This window comes from Comamonas sp. Z1 (assembly GCF_008121555.1).
GTDB classification, from domain to species: domain Bacteria; phylum Pseudomonadota; class Gammaproteobacteria; order Burkholderiales; family Burkholderiaceae_C; genus Comamonas; species Comamonas thiooxydans.
In genome coordinates this window covers 1-21,768 of sequence record NZ_VOQT01000024.1, presented here as the reverse complement: position 1 = coordinate 21,768, position 21,768 = coordinate 1, and the positions used below count along the sequence as shown (strand labels likewise).

The following is a 21,768-nucleotide window of genomic DNA, read 5'->3' as shown; positions in this document are numbered from 1 at the left end:
CAAGCCCGCCACCATGGCGGCATGTTTGAGCTTGATTACAACCTGGACGCGGCTTATGGCTATGTCCAAAGCCAGCAGCCTGGCGTCTTTCGCGTGCAAGGCGCGACGGGCTTCTGCATGCGGCGCAATGGTCAGCCCATTGCTGGGGCTGTTTTCTACGACTACACGGGGCGCTCCATGTGGGTGCATACCGCTGGCAGTCCGGGCGGGCACTGGCTCAACCGTCGATTTCTGCAGGCCTATCTCTCTTACCCCTTTGTCGCGTGCGGCGTCAGCTGCTTGCGCGGCTTCGTACACGCGGGCAATGAACGCATGTTGAAGCTGATTGCGCACCTGGGGGGTGAGATTGAAGCGACGTTGAAGGGCGCGGCCGCTGATGGTGGTGACATGGTGATTGCAGCGCTTTGGAAGGAAAAATTGACCTATGAGCCGTTGGCACAAAAGTGAGTGGGGGCTACTGCCGGCGCGGGCCTTTATGCCCCGTGGCGGCCGCGCAGGCCTTGGCATGACTCTGGAGGGCGGCAACGGCGGCAGCACGCCCCCGCCAGATCCGCGTCTAGTGGATGCCCAGATCAAGAACCTGGGCGTACAGGATTCGATGATTCAGCAGATCATCGACAACGCCAATTCAATGGCCCCCCTGCAGAGGGAGCAAACGCAATTCGCCTTGGACTCTGCCAAGACGGCCTGGCAGCAGTCGCAAGAAGACCGCGACTATGCGCTGGAGCGGCGCGGCCAGCTGACCAATCTGCAAAACCAGATGGTGACGGATGCGGCCACCTTCAACACGGAGGCCAAGGCCGAAGAGCTGGCGGGCAAGGCCTCGGCCGATGTGGCGCAGGCCTACCAAAGCGCGCGGCGCACGCAGACGGCGGAAATGTCGCGCATGGGCGTGAACCCGTCAGATGGGAAATTTGGGGCTGGTGCTGACGCTATGGCGGCCAGCGAAGCCCTGGCCACGGCCGCCGGCAAGAACAATGCGCGCACTCAAGCACGCGAAGAAGGGCGCAGGCTGACGCAGGTAGCGGCGGGCGTGCTGGCGGGCTATCCCGGCATGGGCCAGCAGACCACGGCCGCGACGGCTCAATACGGATCGACCGGGCAGACCATTGCAAACAACGGGCTTGCGGGTCTGAATGGCGGTCTGGCACAGGCTGGCCAGATGGCGGGGCAGTCGGCCGCCACGGCGGGCAGTATCTGGAGCCAGCAATCCAATGCCTACCAGCAGTCGCAGAACAATCAGGGCGACGTTTTCGGCACGCTGCTGGGTGCGGGTGCAACTCTGGGGGCGGCATACCTATGAAAGAGCCTCTATTCGACGCGGATCAAATGCCCTTGCTCTGGCGGCTTGGCCCTTCCGAGCAGGAGCATGCGCAGGCCTTGGCTGAGCTGCTGGCGCTGGAAGACGGGGCCACGGTCGTGCTCATTGGCAATGCCGGCCCCGAGCTGGCCCAGCTGCTGCCGCAGTTCAACTGGTGCGACGGCGAAGGCCTGGAGCCTGGCCAGGCTGACGCGGTGGTGCTGGTCTATGCCATGTGCTTCGATCCCATCGAGCAGCTGCGCCGAGCGCGCCAGCTGCTGGCCATGGGTGGCACGCTGGTGATGCAAGAGCTGTTTGTCGATGGACTGAGCAGCCAGGTGGCAGCGCGCGAGCTGCTGGGCATCGAGCTGCACGACCGCCAGGCGGTTGAGCTGTGGGCCGAGCTGGAGGGCTTCTCGCTGCGCCTGGTGCTCGATGAACTCTACAGAGCGCCAGGCGCGCGCCTGGACGCGGCCATGCCGGTGCTGGCGCAGTTGGGCCATAGCACCAGCGTTTGGCGCAAGACCAGCGAGCGCGGCCAGCTCGATGATCGCGCGGCGCTGCAGTTTTCTGGCGGCAAAGATTCGCTTGCGTGCTTGCTTCTGTGCTTGCCTTACGTGGGAAAGCAAGGGCGCGCAAGCACTTACTGGATGTGCACGGGCGACACGCTGCCGGAAACGCTGGAGGTCGTTCTGTGGGCCACCCGCGTGGTGGGTTCGCTGGTGGTGGTGCAGTCGGATGTGAAGGCCTGGCGCGCCAAGCATGGCATGCCGGTCGATGTGGTGCCGGCGGAATCGTCGTTTCTGGGGATGGTGCACGGCCTGGGGCGCGTGGCCATGACAGGGCGCTTTGACTGCTGCTGGTTCAACCTGATGGCCCCCATGCATCAGCGCATGCTTTCCGATGGCGTGCAGGCGGTAATCCGTGGCACCAAGCTGGCCGACACGCCCAAGCAGCCGGGCCGCGACGATGTGCCCTACCAGGTGATATTGCCCGTCGATGGCTGGAGCCATGCCGAGGTGCTGGATTACCTGGAGCGCTGGGCTCCCTTCAAGAACAAGCTCTACGAGCTGCCAGGCGTGGAGAGCGCGCCCGAGTGCCTGGGCTGCACCGCCTGGTGGGGTGATGGCAAGGCGCAGTACTTCAAGGCCAAGAGTCCGGAGCGCCTGGGCGAGTACGTGGCCAGCTTGCAGCTGGTCAGAGAAGAGCTGCAGCGCAGCATGCGCGTCCTGGACGCGGAAATCAAGGAGTGTGAAACATGAGGATGACCCCAGCATTTGCGCGCGGCCTGGAGGCTGGCCAGCGCCTGGCGCAAGGCGTGATGGCCACCTACAAGCAGGCCGAGCAGGAGCAGGCGCTTGGCGAGGTTGCGCAGGCCAGGCCGCAGGAGAGCCAAGGCTTTACGGCCGAGCAGGGCCAGCAGCTGGAGAAGCTGGCCAACGATGGCTATGCGATCAGCTACGACGAGGGCAAGGGCGGCTATGTGGCCACGAACCAGGCGGGCGACTCCAAGACCGTGGCCATGCAGGGCGTGACCGACTTCATGGGCCAGCGCACGGCCGGGAGCCTGACCAGCCAGCAGCAGGACACACAGCGCGCCATGGCCATGGCTGATGTGATTGGCAAGACAGATCCAGCGCGCGGCATGCAGCTGCGCATGCAGGCCAACCAGCAGGCCCACCAGGCCACCCGCGATGCCCGCGAGGAAAAGCAATGGGCCAAGGACGATGCACGCACGGCCACCATTGAGGGGATCGACAAGGAGCTGGGCGCGGCCTTTGAGGCGGGGCTTATGGGCGAGGATGGCCAGCGCCGCCAGCCAGGGGCTGACGACTTCCTGCAGATGACGCAGCAGCGCGCCATGCGCCTGGCCAAAGCTGGGCATATGCAGGATGCCCAAAAGGCCATGCAAGAGCACATGGCTCAGTCGCATATCAAGATCCAGCTGGAGGGCGCGGAGCGCAAGCAGGCGCTTGGCCAGGCTATGGCGGCCTTGAGCAGCGGCGACTATGGCGCGGTGGCGGCCTTCTATAACAAGTTCGTCCCCAGCGGCTCCAAGGTGACGGGCATCGAGCGCACCAAGGACGGCGGCCTTGTCATGAATCGCACGGGGCTCGATGGCCAGCCCATGGCCCCCATGAGCGTGAAAAACGAGCGCGAGGCCATGGCCATGCTGTCGTCACTGGAGAATCCGACCGCGCTCTACCAATACTCGCAAGACGAGTTTCGTAATGGGCTGGCGCTGCGCGCCGACAGTCGCGCCGACCGTGCAGAGGGGCGCGCGGCCGCAGCTGAAGGCCGCGCCGCCGCTACTCATGCGGCCGGCATGCGGGAAAAGAATGAGCGCCGTGATGCCATGGAAGGGCTGGCCGAAGAGGAAGCAGCGGCCGCCGGCACGCCGCTGAGCGAGGCGCGCCGCAAGGCCGTGCGCGCTGGCGTCATCCTGCCGAACAGTGCCACCGGCAAGACCGCCGATAAATTCTCTTATGACCCCGTGAAGATCCAGAAGACCTTTGGCACGACGCAGGTTGACCCGCTCACGCAGAAAGAAACGGTCAAGCGCGACATGGGCAAGGAGCAGCAATTTGCGGACTTCATTGCGGCCAATCCGCAGATCCGAACGACCGACGAGGCGCTTATGCGCTTCCAGCAGCAGCAGGGCAAGGAGCGGCAGAAGCAAGCATCGACAGACGCGCAGAAGCAAGCAACCTATGAAGCTGCTGTGAAGGCCACGCGCAAGATGATGACCCCGGAAAACCTCGCGGCGACCGCCAAAAAACACGGCATGAGCGTGGAAGAGGTTCGCTCCGAGCTGGCGGCCAGAGGCATCGTCCAGTAGGGGAGCGCCGCTCCAAGCCTGCCACCCTTGGGGGGTTAACTTCCCAAGGGTTTTTTTATGGCTACAGACTTGTTGGCGGCTTTTGAGGCGGCGATGGGTGAGGTGAGGCCTGGCGCTAAGGCCAAAGGCAAGGACGCGGCCGCGCCGGCAGAGCAAAAGGGCGATGGCGTTGACCTGTTTGCAGCGATTGGCCACACGCCGCAGCCGCGCATGGAGCGCACATGGGGCGAAGCGGCGGCCGATACGGGGGCGCAGCTGGCCGAAGGTGCCAACAATATCGTTGGAGCAATCCCCAGCCTGGTGGCTCCTGATTCCGGCATGGCTCGCACGCTCAAGGACGGGGCGGAATACTGGCGCGACAAGCAGAGCATGCCCATGCAGCGCCGCATGCAGAAGGCAGAGAAGGCCATTGAGGCCGCCGACCAAGACAGCATCATTGACCAGGGGGTTGCGGCTGGTAAGGCCTATCTTTCCGACCCAGCCCTGGCGGCGCGCCTGGTGGCGACGAACCTGCCCAGCATGGTGGTGGGGGCCGGTGCAGCCAAGGGCGCGCAGCTTGTGGGCCTGGCGAGCGGCGCTACGCGCGCGGCAGCAGCTGCAGGGGCTACAACGGCTTCGGGCGTGACGAATGCCGCACTGAATGCCGGCGGTGCGCGCGGCGAAGCCTTTGACACGATCTACAAGGCGGCCAAGGAGAAGGGCTACACCGACGAGCAGGCGCGTGAAATTGCCCTGGAAGATTCCAAGCTGCCGGCCGTGGTCGGTGCCGCGACGGGCTTCCTGTCGGGCCGCACAGGCCTGGAGAAAGCCATTGTTGGCAAGGGGCTGGCGCAAGGCGGCGCGAAAGCGGCGGGCAAGGCCTTGGGGGCGGAGCTGCTGGGCGAGCAGCTGGAGGAAGTCGCGCCCCAGCTGGCCACCAATGTGCAGGCCGAAAACTACGACCGCCGCTCTTTTGCGCGCGACATTGGACGCACGGCCGTGGAAACGGCTATCGCCAGTGGCCCCGGCGCGGTCGTGTCCGGTGCTAGCGCAGGTTTGAACAAGGAAGAGCAGCAGCCGGCGCCTGCCCCGGCGCCAGCGCCTGGCCAGCCAGCTGGAACACCCCCAGCAGCGCCAGCCGCAAATGCACCAGCCAGCGCGCCCGCTCCCTCTGGTGGAGCCGCCGCAGCTGCTGGAACATCATCCGGCCAGGCGGTCGAGCCAGCGCCGACGCAAGCACAGATCGAAGCAAGCAAGCAAGAGGAAGGCCGCGACCCTGGCCAGCCTGATGGTGATCCCCTGGCCATGGACGAGGCGACCGCCAGTCAGCGCATGGCCGAGCTGGAGGTGATGGACAGCACCACGGGCCTGAATGCCGACCAGCAGCGCGAAAAGCTGATGCTGGCCCACCGCCTGGACGAGCTGGCCGCCAAGGCCGACGAGCTGGAAAACATTGGCGAGGAAGCCGCGCCAGCTGGTGACGCCCTTTATGACCAGGCGCTTGAAGCCGTGCGCAGCAGCGGCCGAGGATCTATTGCCGTGGTGCAGCGGGCGCTCAAGATCGGCTACAACCGGGCCGCCGCGCTGCTGGAGCGCATGGAGGCAGACGGGGTTGTCGGCCCCCTGGATGTTCATGGCCAGCGCGAGGTCGTCGGCTTTGACGAGGCCGGCTACATGATCGACCACGACGAGGCCGCAGCGCCTGCCAAGCCGCCGAGCGCGGCCGAGGTGAAGGCCCAGACCTGGCCGCAGTTCGTGCATGAGCGCGGCTTTGATGTGGCGCAGCTGCGCCGAGGCACGCCGGACTGGAACACGCTTCAAACCGAATGGGGCGCGGTCAAGACCCATCGAGCTGGGCTCAAGCAGGACGGCAACGGAGCCACGGCCGCGCCGGTCAACGAGATCCAGAACCGCGACCGCTCGCGCCCGGCCAGCGTGATGCAAATGCAGACCATGGCGCAGAACCCCGACTACATGCGCCTTGGCCCCAGCCGCACGCCAGAGAGCGGCGCGCCCATGGTGTTTGCCGAGGGCGACCAGCTGCATGCGGCCGTGGCCACGGGCGTGAGCGACTTTGCCGTAATGAGCGATGGCCAGCGCGTGCCGTTCCAGTACGCGGTGATGGAGGCGGCCGATGTGCAGCCGTCGAATTTTGCAGACGGGGCCGTTAATCCGCAGTTCGACAGCAAGCACCCCGGCACGGTCAAGGCACTGAATAACGGCCGCACGGCAGGCCTGCGCGCGGCCTACGAGCGCGGCACGGCCGAGAGCTACAAGCAGGAGCTGCTTGCCGATACCGGCGTGCATGGGATTGATCCGGCCGTCATCGAGGGCATGCAGTCGCCCATGCTGGTGCGCCTGTATTCCGAGAAAGACAACCGCCACAACATGGGCGTGAAGAGCCAGAGCCAGGCCTTGGGCCTGTCAGCTGCTGAGCAGGCCGCCACTGATGCCCAGCTGATGGATTCGGCCATGCTCGATATGTTCGATGCGGGCGGGCTCGATGGCCAGGGCAATCGTGACTTTGTGCGCGGCTTTGTCCACCGGCTGCAGCAGGCTGGCCAGGACGTGGCGGAAATGATGGACGCCGGCGGCCGCGTCAGCCCCAAGGGCGTGCAGCGCCTGCAGGCCGCCATGGTGCACAAGGCCTTTGATGATGGCGACCTGGTGGAAACCATGTTCGGGAGCCAGGACAACGATGTGCGCGCCATTGGCGAAGCGCTCAAGGATGTGGCAGGGGAGTGGGCGCACATGCGCCACATGGCCAGCACAGGGGCCATCAATGCCGAGGTGGATCTGACGCCCAACTTGCTGCAGGCGGTGCGCCTGGTGCAGAAGGCGCGCCGCGACCGTAGCGCCTTGTCTGACCTGGTGAACCAGGTGGACATTGAAACCGGCGAGGTTGCGCCGGATCTGACCATGGGCATGCTGCGCCTGCTTTACTCGGGCGAGCACATGACGCGAGCGCGCGGCCGTGACGCGGTGGCGCAGGGTCTGCGGGCCTACATGGGCGCGGCCCTGGCCACGAGCGCGGACGGTAGTGATATGTTTGGCGAGCGCGTGGGTGCCGCCGAGATTGTCTCGGCCTTGACCGGGCAGAATGTCAGCACCGACAGCGCAGCCGGCGCGGCTGGCCAGGGTGCGGCTGCACAGACGCAAGAACAGACCGAAGCAAAGAAAGAACGCAATGACAGCCAAGAGCAGCAAGCCAATGACGGCCAAGGAAAACCCACTGGCGGCGAGCCTGCTGGCGGCCGTGCTGCAGCAGCAAGCAAGCCCGACGATGGACAAGGCCCAGCAGCGACAAGCAAGCCTGCTGATACAGGCGGCGAAGGCCGGCAAGATGCCCCAGCTCAAGGCCAACAGCAAGATAGCCAAGGCGCTGAAAGCGATCAAGAAAACGGCCGTCGCGCCGTAGAGAAGGCCGAGCCGCTGGCGCTGCAGGCCTACACGGCCGACGAGCTGCGCCAGCAAGAGCAAGAGCAGCAGCAGGCCGCTGCAGACAAGGCCAAGGCCGAAGCGCAGGCCGACAAGGACGCCAAGAGCAAGCGCGAGGCCAAGGAGGTGGAGCAGCGCATGGCCGCCAGCGCTGAACACTTCCAGCTGGGCCAGGACGCGCAAGATGCGCTGGCTGGTCAAGGCAGCATCTTTGACGCGCCGGCCGCAACCCAAAACGGGACAAACGCAACGGAATCCGGGAAAACTGCAACAGAAACCGGGACAAGCGCAACAGAAACCGCAACAAACGCAACACAGCAGCCCAGCACCGACGAGCTGAATGCGATGTTTGACGAGCTGGTGTCAGAAGAGTTTGGCCAGAGTGCGCCGGCGGCGACCAAGGCCGAGCCAAAGCCCCAGACAAGCAAAGACCTGGCGCGGCTGCTGGAGCTGGACAAAAAGGGCATTGCCTATGCCGACCTGGCCATGGGCCGCACCTGGTCGGGGCGCGGCAGGGTTCCTGCATGGGTTCTCACCGTGGACAGAGAGCAGTACTCGGTCAAGGAGCAGCTGCGCCGGGAGTATTTCAAGCCTGGCGCAGTGATTCGCGGCTATGGCGGCTTTGACGAGGTGATTTCCTACCAGCGCGAACGCTCGGGGGCGGGCTGGAGTGTGACCGTGCAAGAGGTCGTACAGCGCGGCAACGAGTGGGTGAGGGTGGGCGACCAGCGCACGCACTCGACGCAGCCCGAGACTGCGCAGCTCAAGCTCGGGCCTCGTGCCTTTGTGAAAAATGGCGAGGCCGCGCGCGGCGCTGGCGAGGCGCTGGCCAGTGCCGCCGGCAACGTGGCCACGGGCCTGGCCAATGCCATCGACGGGCTGGGCGCGCTCTTCGGCGGCGCGGGCAAGCTGGGCTCGGGCCTGTCGTTTGACGAGCAGACCTATGCCAAGGCAAAGCCGCTCTTCGACCAGGCGCTGGCCAACATCAAGGACGCCGGCAAGGATCTGCGCGAGGCCATGCGCGCCGTCATCAAGATGGTGGGCGATAAGTTCGGCGCTGATGCGGTACGCAACATGCAGCCGTATGTGGTGCAATACATCAAAGACCTGAGCGCTCAGACACAAGAAGAGCGACAGACCGAAGGAACGAAGGAAGATAGCAATGCATCAAATCCCGCTGCAAGTGTGGAACGACATAGCGGACAGCCAGCCGCTGTACCCGCCAATGCGGGAGTTGTTCAAGGCAACAGAGCAGACGCTGCCCAAGCTGATGGCCAAGCACCTGGACAAGCCGGCGGAAAGCGCGGGCCTGGACAACAGCACGACGCTGGCGTTTCGGTTGACTCTGCCGCTCTTTCTGGAAAACGAAGCGATCAGCGCCTACATCGCGGAGACCCAGCGCCTGGACTTGAGGGCAGCTCTACCGGAGCTGACATCCTTGAGGGAGTGCCTGCAGCTGGCCGCGCAGGAATACCGCTTGAACTCGCAACAGCTGACGAAGTTGCAAAAATTGCTGGCGAGCGAGGCGCAGCGAATCAGCCAGGCCGCGATGCACAGCACAGCAAGCAACTAAGCAAAGACAAACCGAAGCAAGCAAGCGCGCAAACGGTTTATGCGCTGGGCAGCGAAGAGCATGCCCAGAGCGTGCGCGATGCGATCCCCCAGCTACTGCCTGGCCAGGTCGATGACGTTGTAAAGGCCGAGGGGGCATTTAGCCAGCCCGATGGTCACGGCATGCTGCTGACCAACGGCACGGGAACGGGCAAGACCTTCTCGGGCCTGGGTGTTGTGCGCCGGTTCTCGGATCAGGGCAAGACCAATATTCTGATTGCGGTACCGGATGACAAGATCGCCTCGGATTGGGTGCGCTCGGGCCAGCTGCTGGGCTTGAAGATCCACCAGCTCGAAAACACCAAGGACGCGGGCAAGGGCGTGACCGTCACGACCTACGCCAACCTGGGCGAAAACAAGGCGCTGGCTGCGCGCCAATGGGATCTGATCGTCCCCGACGAGGCCCACAGCCTCATGAGCAACCAGGACGCCGCCACAACGCTGGCCCTTGAGGCTGTCCGGGGACTGACCTATCACCCCCGTGGGGTCGGGGCGCGTATGGCCATGGTGCACGCCGAGGACTACGCCAAGAGCGATCAGCTCAGGACGCAGCGCGATGTGGCCAGGGAGGCCGGAAAAGAGGCAGTCGCCACCAAGCTCGATGACCAGCTCAAGGCGCTTTGGAGCAAGCTGGAGGCCGCGCGCAAGGCCATGGGAGTGGAATTCCAGCAGGCTGGCCAGGACGGCAAGCGCACCAAGATGCTGGCGCTGTCCGCCACGCCGTTCGCCTATGACAAAAATATTGATTGGGCAGAGGGCTATCTGTTCAGCTACGACGAGGGGCGCACCGACGACGCTAAGGAGTTCCGAGGCTACAACCAGGGCGGCAATAGAGAGCAATTCTTTATGCAGCATTTCGGCTACCGGATGCGCTACAACAAGCTGACCAGGCCAGAGGCGGGTGTAGACAACAATCTGATGGAGCGCCAGTTCAACACCTGGCTCAAGCAGCGCGGCGTGCTGTCCACGCGCATGCTGGAGGTTGACGCCGACTATGACCGCCGCTTTGTGCTGTTTGAGTCGGCCATTGGCAACCGCATTGACGAGGCGCTGTCGTACCTGGCTGAAAGGCGTAGCGAGGGAGAGGGCCACGCTGCCCTCAATGACCTGGTGAACAAGCAGCTGGACTATCAGACCCGCCGCTATCTGCTGGAGGCCATTAAGGCCAACGAGTCGATTGGCATTGTGCGCAAGCACCTGGCGCTGGGCCGCAAGGTGGTCGTCTATCACGACTTCATCAAGGGCGGGGGTGTGAACCCGTTTTACATTCGCTTGTCGAATCTGTCGCTTGATGTGGGCCAGCGCGAAGCGCTGGAGGCCGCGCTGCGCGATTTCAACGAGAAATTCGGGGATCTGCAGCGCGCCAATCTGCACGAGCTGCCCAGTCCGGTGAGGCTCTACAAAGAAGAGTTCCCCGACCTGCTGCTGGTCAATGGCCAGGTCAAGCCTAAGCGCAACGTGCTGCAGGCCTATGCGGACTTCAACGACGACAGCCGGGGGCCGCAGGTCATGTTGGTGCAATCGGCCAAGGACAAGGGCTGGAGCGGCCACGACACGACCGGCAAATACCAGCGCGTGCTTATCAATCTGGGCCTGCCCACCGCGCCCACCAAGGCAATCCAGCAGGAGGGCCGCACGTACCGCACGGGCGTGGTGACGGACGCCATCATGCGATACCTCAACACCGGCACGAGCTGGGAGCGTACCGCGTTCGCTTCGACCATCGCCACGCGCGCGGCCACGGCCGAAAACCTGGCCATGGGCGAGCTGGCGCGCTCGCTGCAGGATTCCTTTGTGCAAGCCTTTGAAGAGGCAGACACCTGGGAGCCTGGCCACGAGGGCGAGGGCAAGGGCGGCAAGGAGAAAGACCGCGCGAGCAACAACGTGGTGAGCGAGTGGGATCGAGCCAAAACCCTGTATTGGGCGCAGCAGAAGAAGACCGCCAAGACCAAGGCCAAGGAGGGCGCGGACTACTTCGCCACGCCTGAGCCTCTGGGCATGAAGATGGTCGAATGGGGTGGGGTGGTCGAGGGTGATGAAACGCTTGAGCCCAGCGCTGGCCATGGCGCGATTGCCCGCTGGTTCCCGACGACAAGCCGCCGCACGATGGTGGAGCCTTCGCCAGTGCTGCGCTCGCGGCTGGCGCTGGCCGGCTTCAAGGACACGGATCGCATCATTGCCGGCACGTTTGAAGAGCTGGATATCGGCAACAAATACGATGTGATCGCCATGAACCCGCCGTTCGGCACCGCATCGCGCACGGCCGTGGATCACATGGCCAAGGCCTACCGTCATCTGCGCGAGGGCGGCCGCATGGTGGCCCTGCTGCCAGTCGGCCCGGCGGCCGACAAGAAGCTGGAGGCCTGGCTGTATGAGCGCGCCGACAAGGCCGACAAGGACGGGGATTTCCCATACACCAAGCCCGAGCTGCACCGCGCGGCTGATGTGCTGCTGCCTGGCCTGGCCTTCGGCCGCGCCGCCACCAACGTGGCCACGCGCATCGTCATCATCGACAAGCTGGCCAAGGACGAAACACCCAGCGCGGCACATCGCACGGTAGATCTGAGCAATGCCCAGAGCATTGAAGAGCTGTTTGACCGCCTGGAAGATCAGCCTATGCCCCAGCGCAGCAAGCAGCTGGCGGCCGAGGCCCAGCGCCGTGAAGAGATCCGCGCGGCCGCCGAGCTGCCCGACATTCAGCGCACGGCCGAGCCTGGCCAGGTCGAGCGGACGCCGGCGGCGGGATCTGCAGCGGCTCCGGCCGAGAGCATGAAGCTGCCGCGCGCCGGCCGCAAGACGGTCGAGTACTTCACGAAGAAGGGCAAGCGCCTGGAGGGCGTGGTGTTCCAAGGTAGCAAGGCCGAGGCCGAGCAGTACGACCCCTACACCATGGCCCATGAGGGCGGGTGGTTCATTCGCGCCAAGCATGTGGCCGAGGATGTGGAGCGGCCGGCTTTCCTGCGCGGTGCGGAGCCGGTTGAGGCCAAGGAAGAGCGCATGATTGCGTTCGCCCACCAGGTCAGCGCCGGCAATCTGGACTGGCGCAAGGCGCGTGCGCGCGATGTGGCCGACAGCATGCTGGCCAACTGGGGCAACGCGCTGCCGGTGAAGGTGGCCAGCACCATGCAGGACGATGTGATTCCCAAGGTGGTGCGCGACTATGACCAGCAGCTGAAAGACCAGGGCGCGACGGGCGAGGCGGCCGGCTTCATCTACAAGGGCGTGGTGTACCTGATCGCCAACCAGCTGCCGACCTCTGCGGCCGTGGCCGAGGCGCTGGCCCATGAAATGCTTGGGCACGCAGGCCTGCGCGGGGCATTTGGCAAAGGCCTGGTGCCGATACTGCGCCAGGTCGCGGCCACGCGCCTGGACGATATGCGCCGCATTGCCACCGATTACGGCTTGAGCCTGGAGAATGAAGCGGATCGGCTGCATGTGGCCGAGGAAGTCTTGGCATTCATGGCGCAGACCCAGCCAGAGCTAGGCTTTGTGCGCCGAGCCATCGCGGTGATTGCGTCCTGGCTGCGCGCCAATGTGCCGGCCCTGGCCAATATGCGCATGTCCGACGCCGAGATGATTCACAAATTCATTCTTCCCGCGCGGGCCTACATCGAGAAAGCACGCACCGAAGCAAGCAACGACACAAGCCCAGACGATCCGGCATTCCTGCGGGTGAACCCTGGCCAGGCTGCAGCCGCCGGCCGCAAGACACTGCGCCAGCTGCAGCAGCGCGTGAAAAGCCTCACAGGCTACGAGTCGTGGGACTCTCTCATTTACGCCTGGCAAGACCGATTCATTGACCTCAAGCGCATTCAGCAGCGCATCAAGGATCTGAATGGGACGGTCAACGAGACAAACGACGCCTACCAGGGCGAAGAGCTGTATCACAAGCGTGTCGCCAAGCGCTCGGCCAACTTCCTGCGCGATGAACTCAAGCCGCTGCTGGCCGGGCTCAACAAGGCCGGGGTGCAGCTCGATGAGTTTGAGCGCTTTCTGCACGCGCGCCACGCCGGCGAAGCCAATGCCGTGCTGGCCGAGCGCAATCCCAACCAGGCCACCATCGACCTGGAGCGCGACAAGGCCGACAAGGAGCTGCAGAAGCTGCGCCTGCAGCTGCAAAACGCGACCGCCAAGGGGATGGCCCTTGCACCGATCCAGAAAGCCATTGGGGCCGCGCTCATGGCCAAGGGCCGCTGGGATGGTGCCGAGGCTTTCCGGGGGACAGAGGACGAGCGCCTGGCGCTGTCTGGCATGACCGACTTGGAGGCCGGCAACATCTTGAGCGGCTACCCGGCCGCGAAGCGCGCCCAGCTCGATGCGCTGGCCAACCAGGTGGACGCCATCAACGAGGGGACACTGCAGACGCTGCAAGGCTACGGCCTGATGGATGGCAAGACGCTGAACGCCTGGCGCAAGACCTACCAGCATTACGTGCCGCTGCACCGGGATGAAGCCCACCCCGACAGCAAGGCTCACCCCATTGGCCAGGGTTTCAGCACCAGGGGCGATGCAGCAAAGCAGCGTACTGGCTCTAAGGAGAAGGTGACTCACATCCTCTCTCACATCGCCATGCAGCGAGAGGCGGCCATCACGCGCGGCGAGAAAAACAACGTGGCCAAGCGCCTGTACGTGCTGGCTGCGCAGAACCCAGACCCAGACCTGTGGAGCCTGGACCTTCCCAAAAAGAAAGCGATCGACCCCGATACGGGGCTGGTGAAAACGGTTGTCGATCGCGCGGCCGCGCTGCATGACAACGTGCTGATGGTGCGCATTGCTGGCCACGACAAGCACCTGGTTTTCAACCCCAAGAACGACCAGGCCGCGCGCCTGGCCATCGCTATGCGCAACCTGGACGCCACTGAGCTGGATCGCTTCACCAGGCTGATGGGCAAGCTCACGCGCTGGTTTGCGGCCGTGAACACCCAATACAACCCGGTGTTCTCCATGTTCAACTTTGCGCGCGACATTCAGGGGGCCATGCTGCAGCTGTCCACCACGCCGCTGGCTGGCCAGGAAATGCAGGTTCTCAAGAACGTGGGGGCCAACATTCGCAGCATCTACAAGGAGCTGCGCAACGAGCGCAAGGGCGTGCCTCTGGGGTCGGGTCGATGGGCGCAGGCCTGGGAGCAGATGCAGATGGATGGCGGCATGACCGGCTTCCGCGAGCTGTACGCAGATCCCAAAGACCGCGCACAGGCGCTGCAGAAGGCGCTTGCGGCCGAAAGCCATGGGCGCGTGCGCCGTGCGGCGTCTGGCCTGTTTGGCTGGCTCTCAGACTTCAACGAAACGGCCGAGGGCACCACGCGCCTGGCGGTGTACCAGATTGCTTTGGATAGAGGGCTGACGCGCCAGCAGGCCGCCAGCATCGCCAAGAACATCACCGTGAACTTCAACCGGCGCGGCCGCAATACCAGCGTGGTGGGCAGCTACTACGCCTTCATGAATGCTGCCATCCAGGGCAACGTGCGCATGTACGAAACCCTGACCGGGCCGCGCGGCCGCCAGATCATGATTGGCGGCATGCTGCTGGGCATGACTTCGGCCCTGATGGGGCATTTCGTCATGGGCGGCGACGGCGCTGATGACGAATGGAAGAAGGTTCCCGAGTTCGTGAAAGAGCGCAATATCGTCATCCCGCTGGGGCCAAAGGACTACGTGACCATTCCCATGCCTTTGGGCTTCCATGTCTTCCCCAACATGGGCCGCAAGATGGTGGAAATGGTTATCAACGATGACCCCCACAAGGGGCGCATGAACCGCCTTGGTGAGATGGCCTTGATTGCCGTCAACGCCTACAACCCGCTGGGCGGCACGGAAAACCTCATGCAGATGGTTGCGCCTACGCCGTTCGATCCCGTGGCGGCGCTGATGGAAAACAAGGATTGGACGGGCAAGCCGATCTACAAGGAACAGCGTTCGTCTTTGGATCCAAAACCAGGCCACACCATGGCCAAGGACAGCACCAGCCAGGCCGCGCGCTGGGCTGCGCAGCTGGCCAACACCGTGACCGGCGGCAACGACTGGAAGCCAGGCAGCTGGAGCCCGAATCCGGACGCCATTGAATACCTGTTTGGCCAGTTCACTGGCGGCGTCGGCCGCGAGCTGGCCAAGGTGGGCAACGTGGCCAGGTCGATGGGCTCGGGCGACGAGCTGGCGGCCCATCAAATCCCCGTGGTCGGCCGCATGTACGGCAACACGCGCGGCATCAATGGCCAATCGGAATCGTTCTACAGCAACATTCAGCGCATCAATGTGGCCATGAATGAGGCAAAAGGCCGCGCCGAGCAGGGTGAAGATCCGCGGGCGGTGCTGGTCGACGTGCCCCTGGCCAGGCTCGATGCTGGCGCTGGTCTGGTCGACAAGCGCGTGCGCGAGCTGACCAAGATGCGCAACGCCATTCAGAAGAGCGACAACCCGGAAAAGACCGCCCTGGTGAAAGAAATCAACCTAGAGATTGAAAGCACCATGTACCGGCTCAATCAGGCGGTGGCGCAGACCATTTTTGTCTCAAGGGAGGGCAATGAATAGCGCGTGCGCTTCGGTGCTTCGGCGCTTGCGTGTGTCTGTGCTTTGTCTTTTTGATGGAAGTGCGGCTATACTGGCAGCGCAAGTAGGTTGTTGATCGAGGAAGAAGCCCGCCGTTGTGAAAACACGGCGGGTTTTTTCTTTGTGCGTTGCCTGGCAAGGCGTGCTTATAATGCTTCTGTCCTTCTGTTGGTTTGTGCTTCGTTCTGTTGTTCTTTCCATCGGGTTGACTTTCGGGTATCGGGTAATTGCAAAGAAGGGGAAGCCCGCCAGTGTCAAAGCTGGCGGGTTTTTTCTTTGTCTTCTCCATTCATGAGGTGTCTATGACGACAGAGATTCAGCGGGCCGAAGTGTTCGCGCAGCCGGTGTGGCCAGCGCGGAAAGTGGTCATGGTGTTTGAGCATCCAGCCATTGGCTGCGAGCATTTTTCTCCCTTGATTGCGGCCGCGATGGCTGAGTATCACCAGCAGAACCCGCGCGCTATGGAGACTGCTGAGCCGTTTGTCTCGTCCCAAGGGGTCACGGTGAGATACCACGGCCTTGAGCAGCTGGACAGGGAGGCGGCGACTGGAAAAGGCTTCACCCTCTACAGGGGCTGCAAGAGCGTTCTGGCCAGGCCCATGACGCGCGGCGAGTACAACGCCTATAGGGGCTGGCAGCTGCCGCCGGATGAAAGCCCGGACGATGCCGGCTACCTGGTCGAGTATGTGGACGGCGGCAAGGCCAACGATTCGCGCCATGCTGGGTACATCAGCTGGAGCCCGAAGGATGTTTTCGACCGCTCATACCATCGAATCTAGGCGCGTCTATTCCGCTGGTCGTGGTCGGATGTAAACAAAAAAATCGTCTAGCGATTTTGGCGCGCCTGCGTGGGCGGCATACTGCGGGCATGAACACCAAGACGATTTGCACCGTGCTGGCCATCGCTGCCATAGCCCTGGCCTGGTTCTTCCGCTATGACGTAGCGCCCGCCGGCGGCGGTGCCCTGGCTGTGCGCCTGGATCGCTGGACGGGTGAGCTGATGTTGACCGGCGCTGATGGCCACTTTCACGAGGTCAAGCCGGTGGCCCAGCCTGGCCAATAAAAAAAGGCCCGCACTGATGGCGGGCCTCAAACTCAAACCAATAGAGCACTGCCCTACTGATACGCGCATTATCCACGATATGGCGCGCGCGGGCTTTGTTTACATTGGCCACATAAGTAACGATAAGGTTTAATTATCGTTACCTATTTTTTTGAGAGCACTCAAGCCTTGCGTAGCAAATAAAAAAGCACTCGATAGCGAGTGCTTGCGGTGTTACTATCGGGCAATTGGAAGCCTGAAAAGACCAACGGCCTGAGTGCTGGTAACACTCAAGCCGTCTGTGCAGGCAGCCATTGGACAGGGAATAGCGCCGCATTGCCGCCATTATGGAGCATGTTGCCCGTTCCCGTAAACATTTATGGGATTCTCGTGCAACAGCAAAACCTTGATTTGTTTGCTGACGCCGAGCGTTGGCCGCACAAACCTTACATCGCTGAGGCGAATAAGCGCATCTGTGGTTTCCGCTCGCTCAAGCAGGCGCTAACAAAGCCGTACATTCAGCCGAATCCGCCACACCTCCGGGTCTGGTCAGTCTTTGACGTTGACCGCGCCGGCGGCGCTTTGGCCTGGGAAGATGGGAACCTGCCGCCCCCGAGCTGGGCGGCCGCCAATCCAGAGAATGCGCACGCGCACCTGGTTTGGGGGTTGAGCGCCCCTGTCCTGGTGGACAGCCCCGACATGCGGCAAAAGCCCCTGCGCTACCTGTGCGCGGTCGAGGCCGCATTCCGTGAGCGATTACAGGCCGATCCTGGCTATGTGGGCCTGCTGACCAAGAACCCGTCACATGCGCGCTGGCGCGTGCTGCGCGGCCCTCACGCCTATTACGAGCTGGGCTACCTGGCCGAATGGGTGGAGCTGCCCAAGCATCTGCCCAAGCGCAACCCCGAAGAGATTGGCCTCGGCCGCAATGTGACCGTTTTTGAGTGGCTGCGCCAATACGCCTACAAGAACATCAAGAAGTACAAGAGCGCCGGCAAGGACGGCTACGAGGCGTGGAAAGCGCACATGAATCTCAGGGCTCTGTCGCGCAATGGCGAGCTGGCCATCCCCCTGGAAGGCAATGAGGTCTGGCACATCGCCAAGAGCGTGAGCAAATGGACTTGGAACAAGTTCGACATTGCCGCCAGCGATGAACGGTTTTCTGCGCTCCAGGCCGCGCGCGGCCGCAGGGCCGCCGCCAAGCTGACGACAGAGGATCGACGGGCTGGCCAGGTCGCAGCCACGGCCTCACGCAACTCTGCAAGCGAAAACAAGCGCGCCAGCGCCAGGATCATGGCTGCTCAGGGGATGACCCAGCGGGCTATTGCCACTGAACTGGCTGTGTCCCAAAAGACCATCAGCAACTGGCTCAAATCTTGAGTAATCCGCTGCCCATAATCAGATAACAGCTCTCTCAGGGCGTTAGCTCGGGTGTTGAGTAATTGGCAACCCATAATCAGATAACAGCACCAGGAGCCTGCCCTGCTCTTCGGCATTGAGCGCCAGGCTTGAGTAATTCGCAAGCCATATTCAGAGGCCTCGAATCGCGCCCGCCTGCTGTGCTTCGGTCTGTGCTTTGTTGTGTGCTTTGGTCTGTCTGTTGTGTGGCACAATCCATCTTGTAAACACTTCCACGTTTACACGTAAGTTACGGCGAAATGCAGAAAGTACAGCTTGCAATAGCAATAGCTGCGATAAAGAAACTTGAAATACTCAAACCAATGGGAGCATTTGAATGATTGTTCTGTTAGCGAATGACAAGGGCGGCGTAGGCAAAACTACAGACGCGGTAAATCTGGCAGCAATGCGAGCACTCGCCGGCCGCAAAGTGGCCCTTGTTGACTGTGACCCTCAAGAGACTGGTACTGCCTGGGCTATCGTCCGCTCCAACCTGACACCCAAGGTTCCAATGATTCATAGGCTCCAGCTGACGGGCTCTGACGTTGCGGAGCAGCTGGTGGCGCATTCTGAAAACTACGACGATTTGATTGTGGACACCCACGGCGCAGACTCCATTGAAATGCGCCAGGGGATGACGGTTGCCGACATTGTGCTGATGCCTTTGCAGCTGTCGCAGTTCGACCTCTGGGGCGTGACCCGTGTGCAGCGCATCGTCAAGAACATCGAGGCTGAATGGGGTGAGGGGCAGCGTGTCGATATCCGCGCCCTGATGAATGGAGCCCACCCAGCAGCCAAGAAAGACAAGGCTGAAATGCGCAAGATCCTTGAAGAGCAAGGACTGCATGTGCTGGAAACCGTCATGCACTGGCGCGTGCTCTATCAGCGCATGACCAGCACGGGCCTCTGCGCCGTTGAAATGGAGCCCAAGAGCCCAGCGGCCAAAGAAATGATGGCCATCTACAAAGAAATTTTTGCGGAAGATTGGAGTAAAAAAGTATGACCCTCAAGCCTGAAATGCCCGGTGGACTGACAGCAGCCGAGCGCCTGCAACGAGCCAATGCAGCCAAGGCCGTGACCTCTCAGGCCGCCATGTCTGGCGGCTCTCCAGCGGTGCAGCCCCCTGCTGCAGATCCGGCCCCGGTGGCGGCCGTGGCCACGCCTGGCGCACGGCCGTGGGAAAAAATCGTGGTGAGCGAAAAGGCGAGCTTGAAGCGCCTGCCCCTCATCATGCCAACGTCCTTGCGAGCCAAGCTCCAGTACCTGGCAGAGAAAGAGCCTGGCGAGAGCATGAGCAGCATTTCTATTGCTGGGATTGAGGCCGAATGCCTGCGTCTTGAGAAGGCCGCCGGCGTTATGCCCGAGGTCGAGGCAAAGAAGGTGCGTTCGCGCGTCGAAGACAAGCACGCAAAGCCGGATGATGATGAAACGCGCATGGTTGTGCTGGTGCCGGCCGCACTGCAAGAGCGCATGGACTTGCTTATCAAGGATTTCAAGTTGGCCAAGGATCGCACCAAGATTGCGCTGCCTGGCATCGAGGACGAATGCAACCGCCGTCTTAAAGCGCGCGGCGAGCTGTAAGCCTCTATGTGCTGGCGCTGGCCAGCAACAAAAAAGCCCCTGGCCAGGTGACTGGCGCAGGGGCTTTTTTTAATCCGCGTGTAGTGGTGGCAGCTTGAGCGCTTTGGCCAGGTGTTTGGCCAGGGCTGGGGCGATTTCACGCTCCAGGGTGAGGGCCAGGGCTCGGGCATTCAATCGCTCTACGGACTGCCGGCTGATTGCATAGCCTACTCTCCGGCCGTTGACGCTCGCGTAGGCGTGAAATGAGTCGGCCCATGCTGCATGTTCAAACCCGACCAGCAGCTGGTCGAGTCGGTGCTGCATTGATAGCGTTGGTGACGGGTTTTCAATCCGATCAAATGAGAGGCTCGGGGGCGGGGCATAGTAAAGCGGGGCTCCGCTCTCTAAGAGGCCTGCATCAACACTGATATTTCCAGGGGGTAGCGAGATATGCCCTTCCCCCAGCAGATCGACGGCGCGATCTATGACCGCTTGCAGCTCTTGGAGCTTCATGTACGCAAACTTTTGCTTGGTTTCTGAGGTGCCGCAGACGATGACCAGGCTCTCGACCCGTTCCGATAGGTGGGCTATCTGCTCCCGGTGCCTGCGCTTTTGGTTGCGGCCGTAACGTCTTGCCATGGTTAGAACTCCTTTGTGTAAATGGCTTGGGTGGCTTTGGCGATTTCGCTTTCAAGGGCAATCAGCTGCTTCCAGGTCATGAAGTGCCATTCACGAGAGCCGTCCAGCAGTGCGGTTTGGTTAGAGCGGTCGAGGTGCCAGCGTGTCAGCACGGTGGTGCTGGGGGCGGTGGGGATCGCGTGGACAAGGCCGGTATGGCCAGGCGTGCCCTGAATGCGATACAGGCCCTTGAGCTTGATAAGGTGCTCGCGCATGGCCTGGTACAGCTGGCCGGTTTCCTTGTGGTTGTTGCGTACCTTCTCGTCCAGGCGGTGGTAGCAGCTGCGCTCCAGGTTCCACAGCTCGGGCGATTTGAGAGGGACTATCGGCGCTGCGGCCGGGCTTGGGGTTTCCCTCGCAAAGCGGCGGGCAGTGGGGCGGATCTGTACGAATTCCATAGCTTGTGTCCTTCTGGGCAGCGCTCGAGCGCTTCTCTCTGGATGCCAGCTGCAATGCATGTCTTGCAGTTCATGTGGTGCACCAGGTAGGCGCGGTCAGCGGTCTGCCATTCGTTCATGGGTGTGCAAAGAAAAAGCGGCCTTGCGGCCGCTTGTGGGTGGGTAGGGTCGGGGTCAGCGTGCTGGCGCTGGTCGCCAGATGAAATCGCCTTTGTGTTCGCGCTCGCTGCATCGGCGCGGGGGAGTCACGGGGTGACTACGCCTTAGCGTGCTTTATTTTCCGAATTCTGAGACGACCCCAGATAGCTCTCAACGGTCAGGTTGCGAACCCATCCTTTTTCTCCTGGTGCCTTGGGCTGAATGGCTGAAATAACGCTGTGCATCTGTGCCCTTAGTGGCTGGTGGCGGGTGGGGTGCCCTGCATGCTGGCGATGGCCTGGGCGGTTTCATGGTTGGCCAGGACAGCCAGGCCGAACGACTCAGAGCCCAACTCCAGCTCGAAACCGTAGGAGGCGAAGAGCATCCCCGTGGCGGCCATCAGAAGAGCGGCGCGGGCCTCTGTGCTTTCGCCGCCTGGCAGGCTCGCCAGGAGGTTGTCGATTTTCTTGGCCGCTTCTTTGCATGCGATGCGGTCAACTTCAATGCGTTTCTTTTGCTTCGGTGCTTCGTTCGTCATGTGCGTTCAAATCGTTTTGCGGTTTCAGAATTTGCGTCCAGGGTCTTGTACGCATTGGTGATTTCCAGGCAGGTGGCCTTTTCGGAGACTCTGGCGCTCCACACCATGGCGGTGCTGAGCAGTTCCAGGCCTTCGGCGTCGGGCGTTGCCCATTGGCCGGTTTCCTGTTGCAGCTTGAAGGCCTTACGCAGCGCGCGGCGGCCGCCGGCGAGCACCTTGGCCAGCTGGTGATTTGCGAAGGCCTGCATGCCTCGGCGCTTGCGCTGCAGGCAGACATGCAGGTACACGCCGAACCAGGTGAAG

The 21,768-nt window shown here is 62.7% G+C and carries 14 protein-coding genes; 10 read left to right on the top strand and 4 right to left on the bottom strand.

Features of this window, described 5'->3' with window-relative positions; translation table 11 throughout:
• Window positions 1–21 precede the first annotated feature (21 nt).
• The 10 genes from FSY45_RS24715 to FSY45_RS24670 all read left to right on the top strand — a co-directional run bounded on the left by FSY45_RS24715 (window position 22) and on the right by FSY45_RS24670 (window position 19,734).
• Window positions 22–447: a GNAT family protein gene (locus tag FSY45_RS24715; RefSeq protein ID WP_148748472.1), complete on the top strand. Its 426-nt coding sequence runs from the start codon at window positions 22–24 to the stop codon at window positions 445–447.
• Window positions 425–1,303, top strand: a complete 879-nt coding sequence (locus tag FSY45_RS24710) for a hypothetical protein (RefSeq protein WP_148748471.1) — start codon at window positions 425–427, stop codon at window positions 1,301–1,303. Before FSY45_RS24715 ends, FSY45_RS24710 begins: the two co-directional genes overlap by 23 nt.
• Complete coding sequence (locus FSY45_RS28420) at window positions 1,300–2,562, top strand: methyltransferase type 11 (protein WP_224651370.1); 1,263 nt, start codon at window positions 1,300–1,302, stop codon at window positions 2,560–2,562. The genes FSY45_RS24710 and FSY45_RS28420 overlap by 4 nt, the downstream gene beginning before the upstream one ends.
• Window positions 2,559–4,139: a hypothetical protein gene (locus FSY45_RS24700; RefSeq protein ID WP_148748470.1), complete on the top strand. Its 1,581-nt coding sequence runs from the start codon at window positions 2,559–2,561 to the stop codon at window positions 4,137–4,139. Before FSY45_RS28420 ends, FSY45_RS24700 begins: the two co-directional genes overlap by 4 nt.
• 57 nt (window positions 4,140–4,196) lie before the next feature.
• On the top strand, window positions 4,197–15,695 hold the full coding sequence (locus tag FSY45_RS28415) for an LPD38 domain-containing protein (protein ID WP_148748469.1): 11,499 nt from the start codon (window positions 4,197–4,199) through the stop codon (window positions 15,693–15,695).
• 269 nt (window positions 15,696–15,964) lie between these two features.
• The gene (locus FSY45_RS24690) at window positions 15,965–16,492 is read left to right on the top strand and encodes a hypothetical protein (protein ID WP_148748468.1); all 528 of its coding nucleotides are present in this window, start codon (window positions 15,965–15,967) and stop codon (window positions 16,490–16,492) included.
• 89 nt (window positions 16,493–16,581) lie between these two features.
• Window positions 16,582–16,776 (top strand): hypothetical protein, encoded by a 195-nt coding sequence (locus tag FSY45_RS24685; protein WP_148748467.1) that lies wholly within the window; start codon window positions 16,582–16,584, stop codon window positions 16,774–16,776.
• A 333-nt stretch (window positions 16,777–17,109) separates the two neighbouring features.
• The gene (locus FSY45_RS24680) at window positions 17,110–18,135 is read left to right on the top strand and encodes a replication initiation protein (RefSeq protein WP_148748517.1); all 1,026 of its coding nucleotides are present in this window, start codon (window positions 17,110–17,112) and stop codon (window positions 18,133–18,135) included.
• A 355-nt stretch (window positions 18,136–18,490) separates the two neighbouring features.
• Window positions 18,491–19,156: an AAA family ATPase gene (locus FSY45_RS24675; protein WP_148748466.1), complete on the top strand. Its 666-nt coding sequence runs from the start codon at window positions 18,491–18,493 to the stop codon at window positions 19,154–19,156.
• On the top strand, window positions 19,153–19,734 hold the full coding sequence (locus FSY45_RS24670) for a hypothetical protein (RefSeq protein ID WP_148748465.1): 582 nt from the start codon (window positions 19,153–19,155) through the stop codon (window positions 19,732–19,734). The genes FSY45_RS24675 and FSY45_RS24670 overlap by 4 nt, the downstream gene beginning before the upstream one ends.
• 69 nt (window positions 19,735–19,803) lie before the next feature.
• Here the strand turns inward: FSY45_RS24670 and FSY45_RS24665 are convergent, their stop codons facing one another.
• The 4 genes from FSY45_RS24665 to FSY45_RS27950 all read right to left on the bottom strand — a co-directional run.
• Window positions 19,804–20,352 carry a hypothetical protein gene (locus tag FSY45_RS24665; protein ID WP_148748464.1) on the bottom strand — a complete coding sequence of 183 codons (549 nt, stop codon included), beginning with the start codon at window positions 20,350–20,352 and terminating at the stop codon, window positions 19,804–19,806.
• Between the two features lie 2 nt (window positions 20,353–20,354).
• Window positions 20,355–20,789 carry a hypothetical protein gene (locus tag FSY45_RS24660; RefSeq protein ID WP_148748463.1) on the bottom strand — a complete coding sequence of 145 codons (435 nt, stop codon included), beginning with the start codon at window positions 20,787–20,789 and terminating at the stop codon, window positions 20,355–20,357.
• 391 nt (window positions 20,790–21,180) lie between these two features.
• On the bottom strand, window positions 21,181–21,465 hold the full coding sequence (locus FSY45_RS24655) for a hypothetical protein (protein ID WP_148748462.1): 285 nt from the start codon (window positions 21,463–21,465) through the stop codon (window positions 21,181–21,183).
• On the bottom strand, window positions 21,462–21,768 hold a 307-nt coding region (locus FSY45_RS27950), incomplete at its 5' end, for a hypothetical protein (RefSeq protein ID WP_187427610.1). The genes FSY45_RS27950 and FSY45_RS24655, both read right to left, overlap by 4 nt.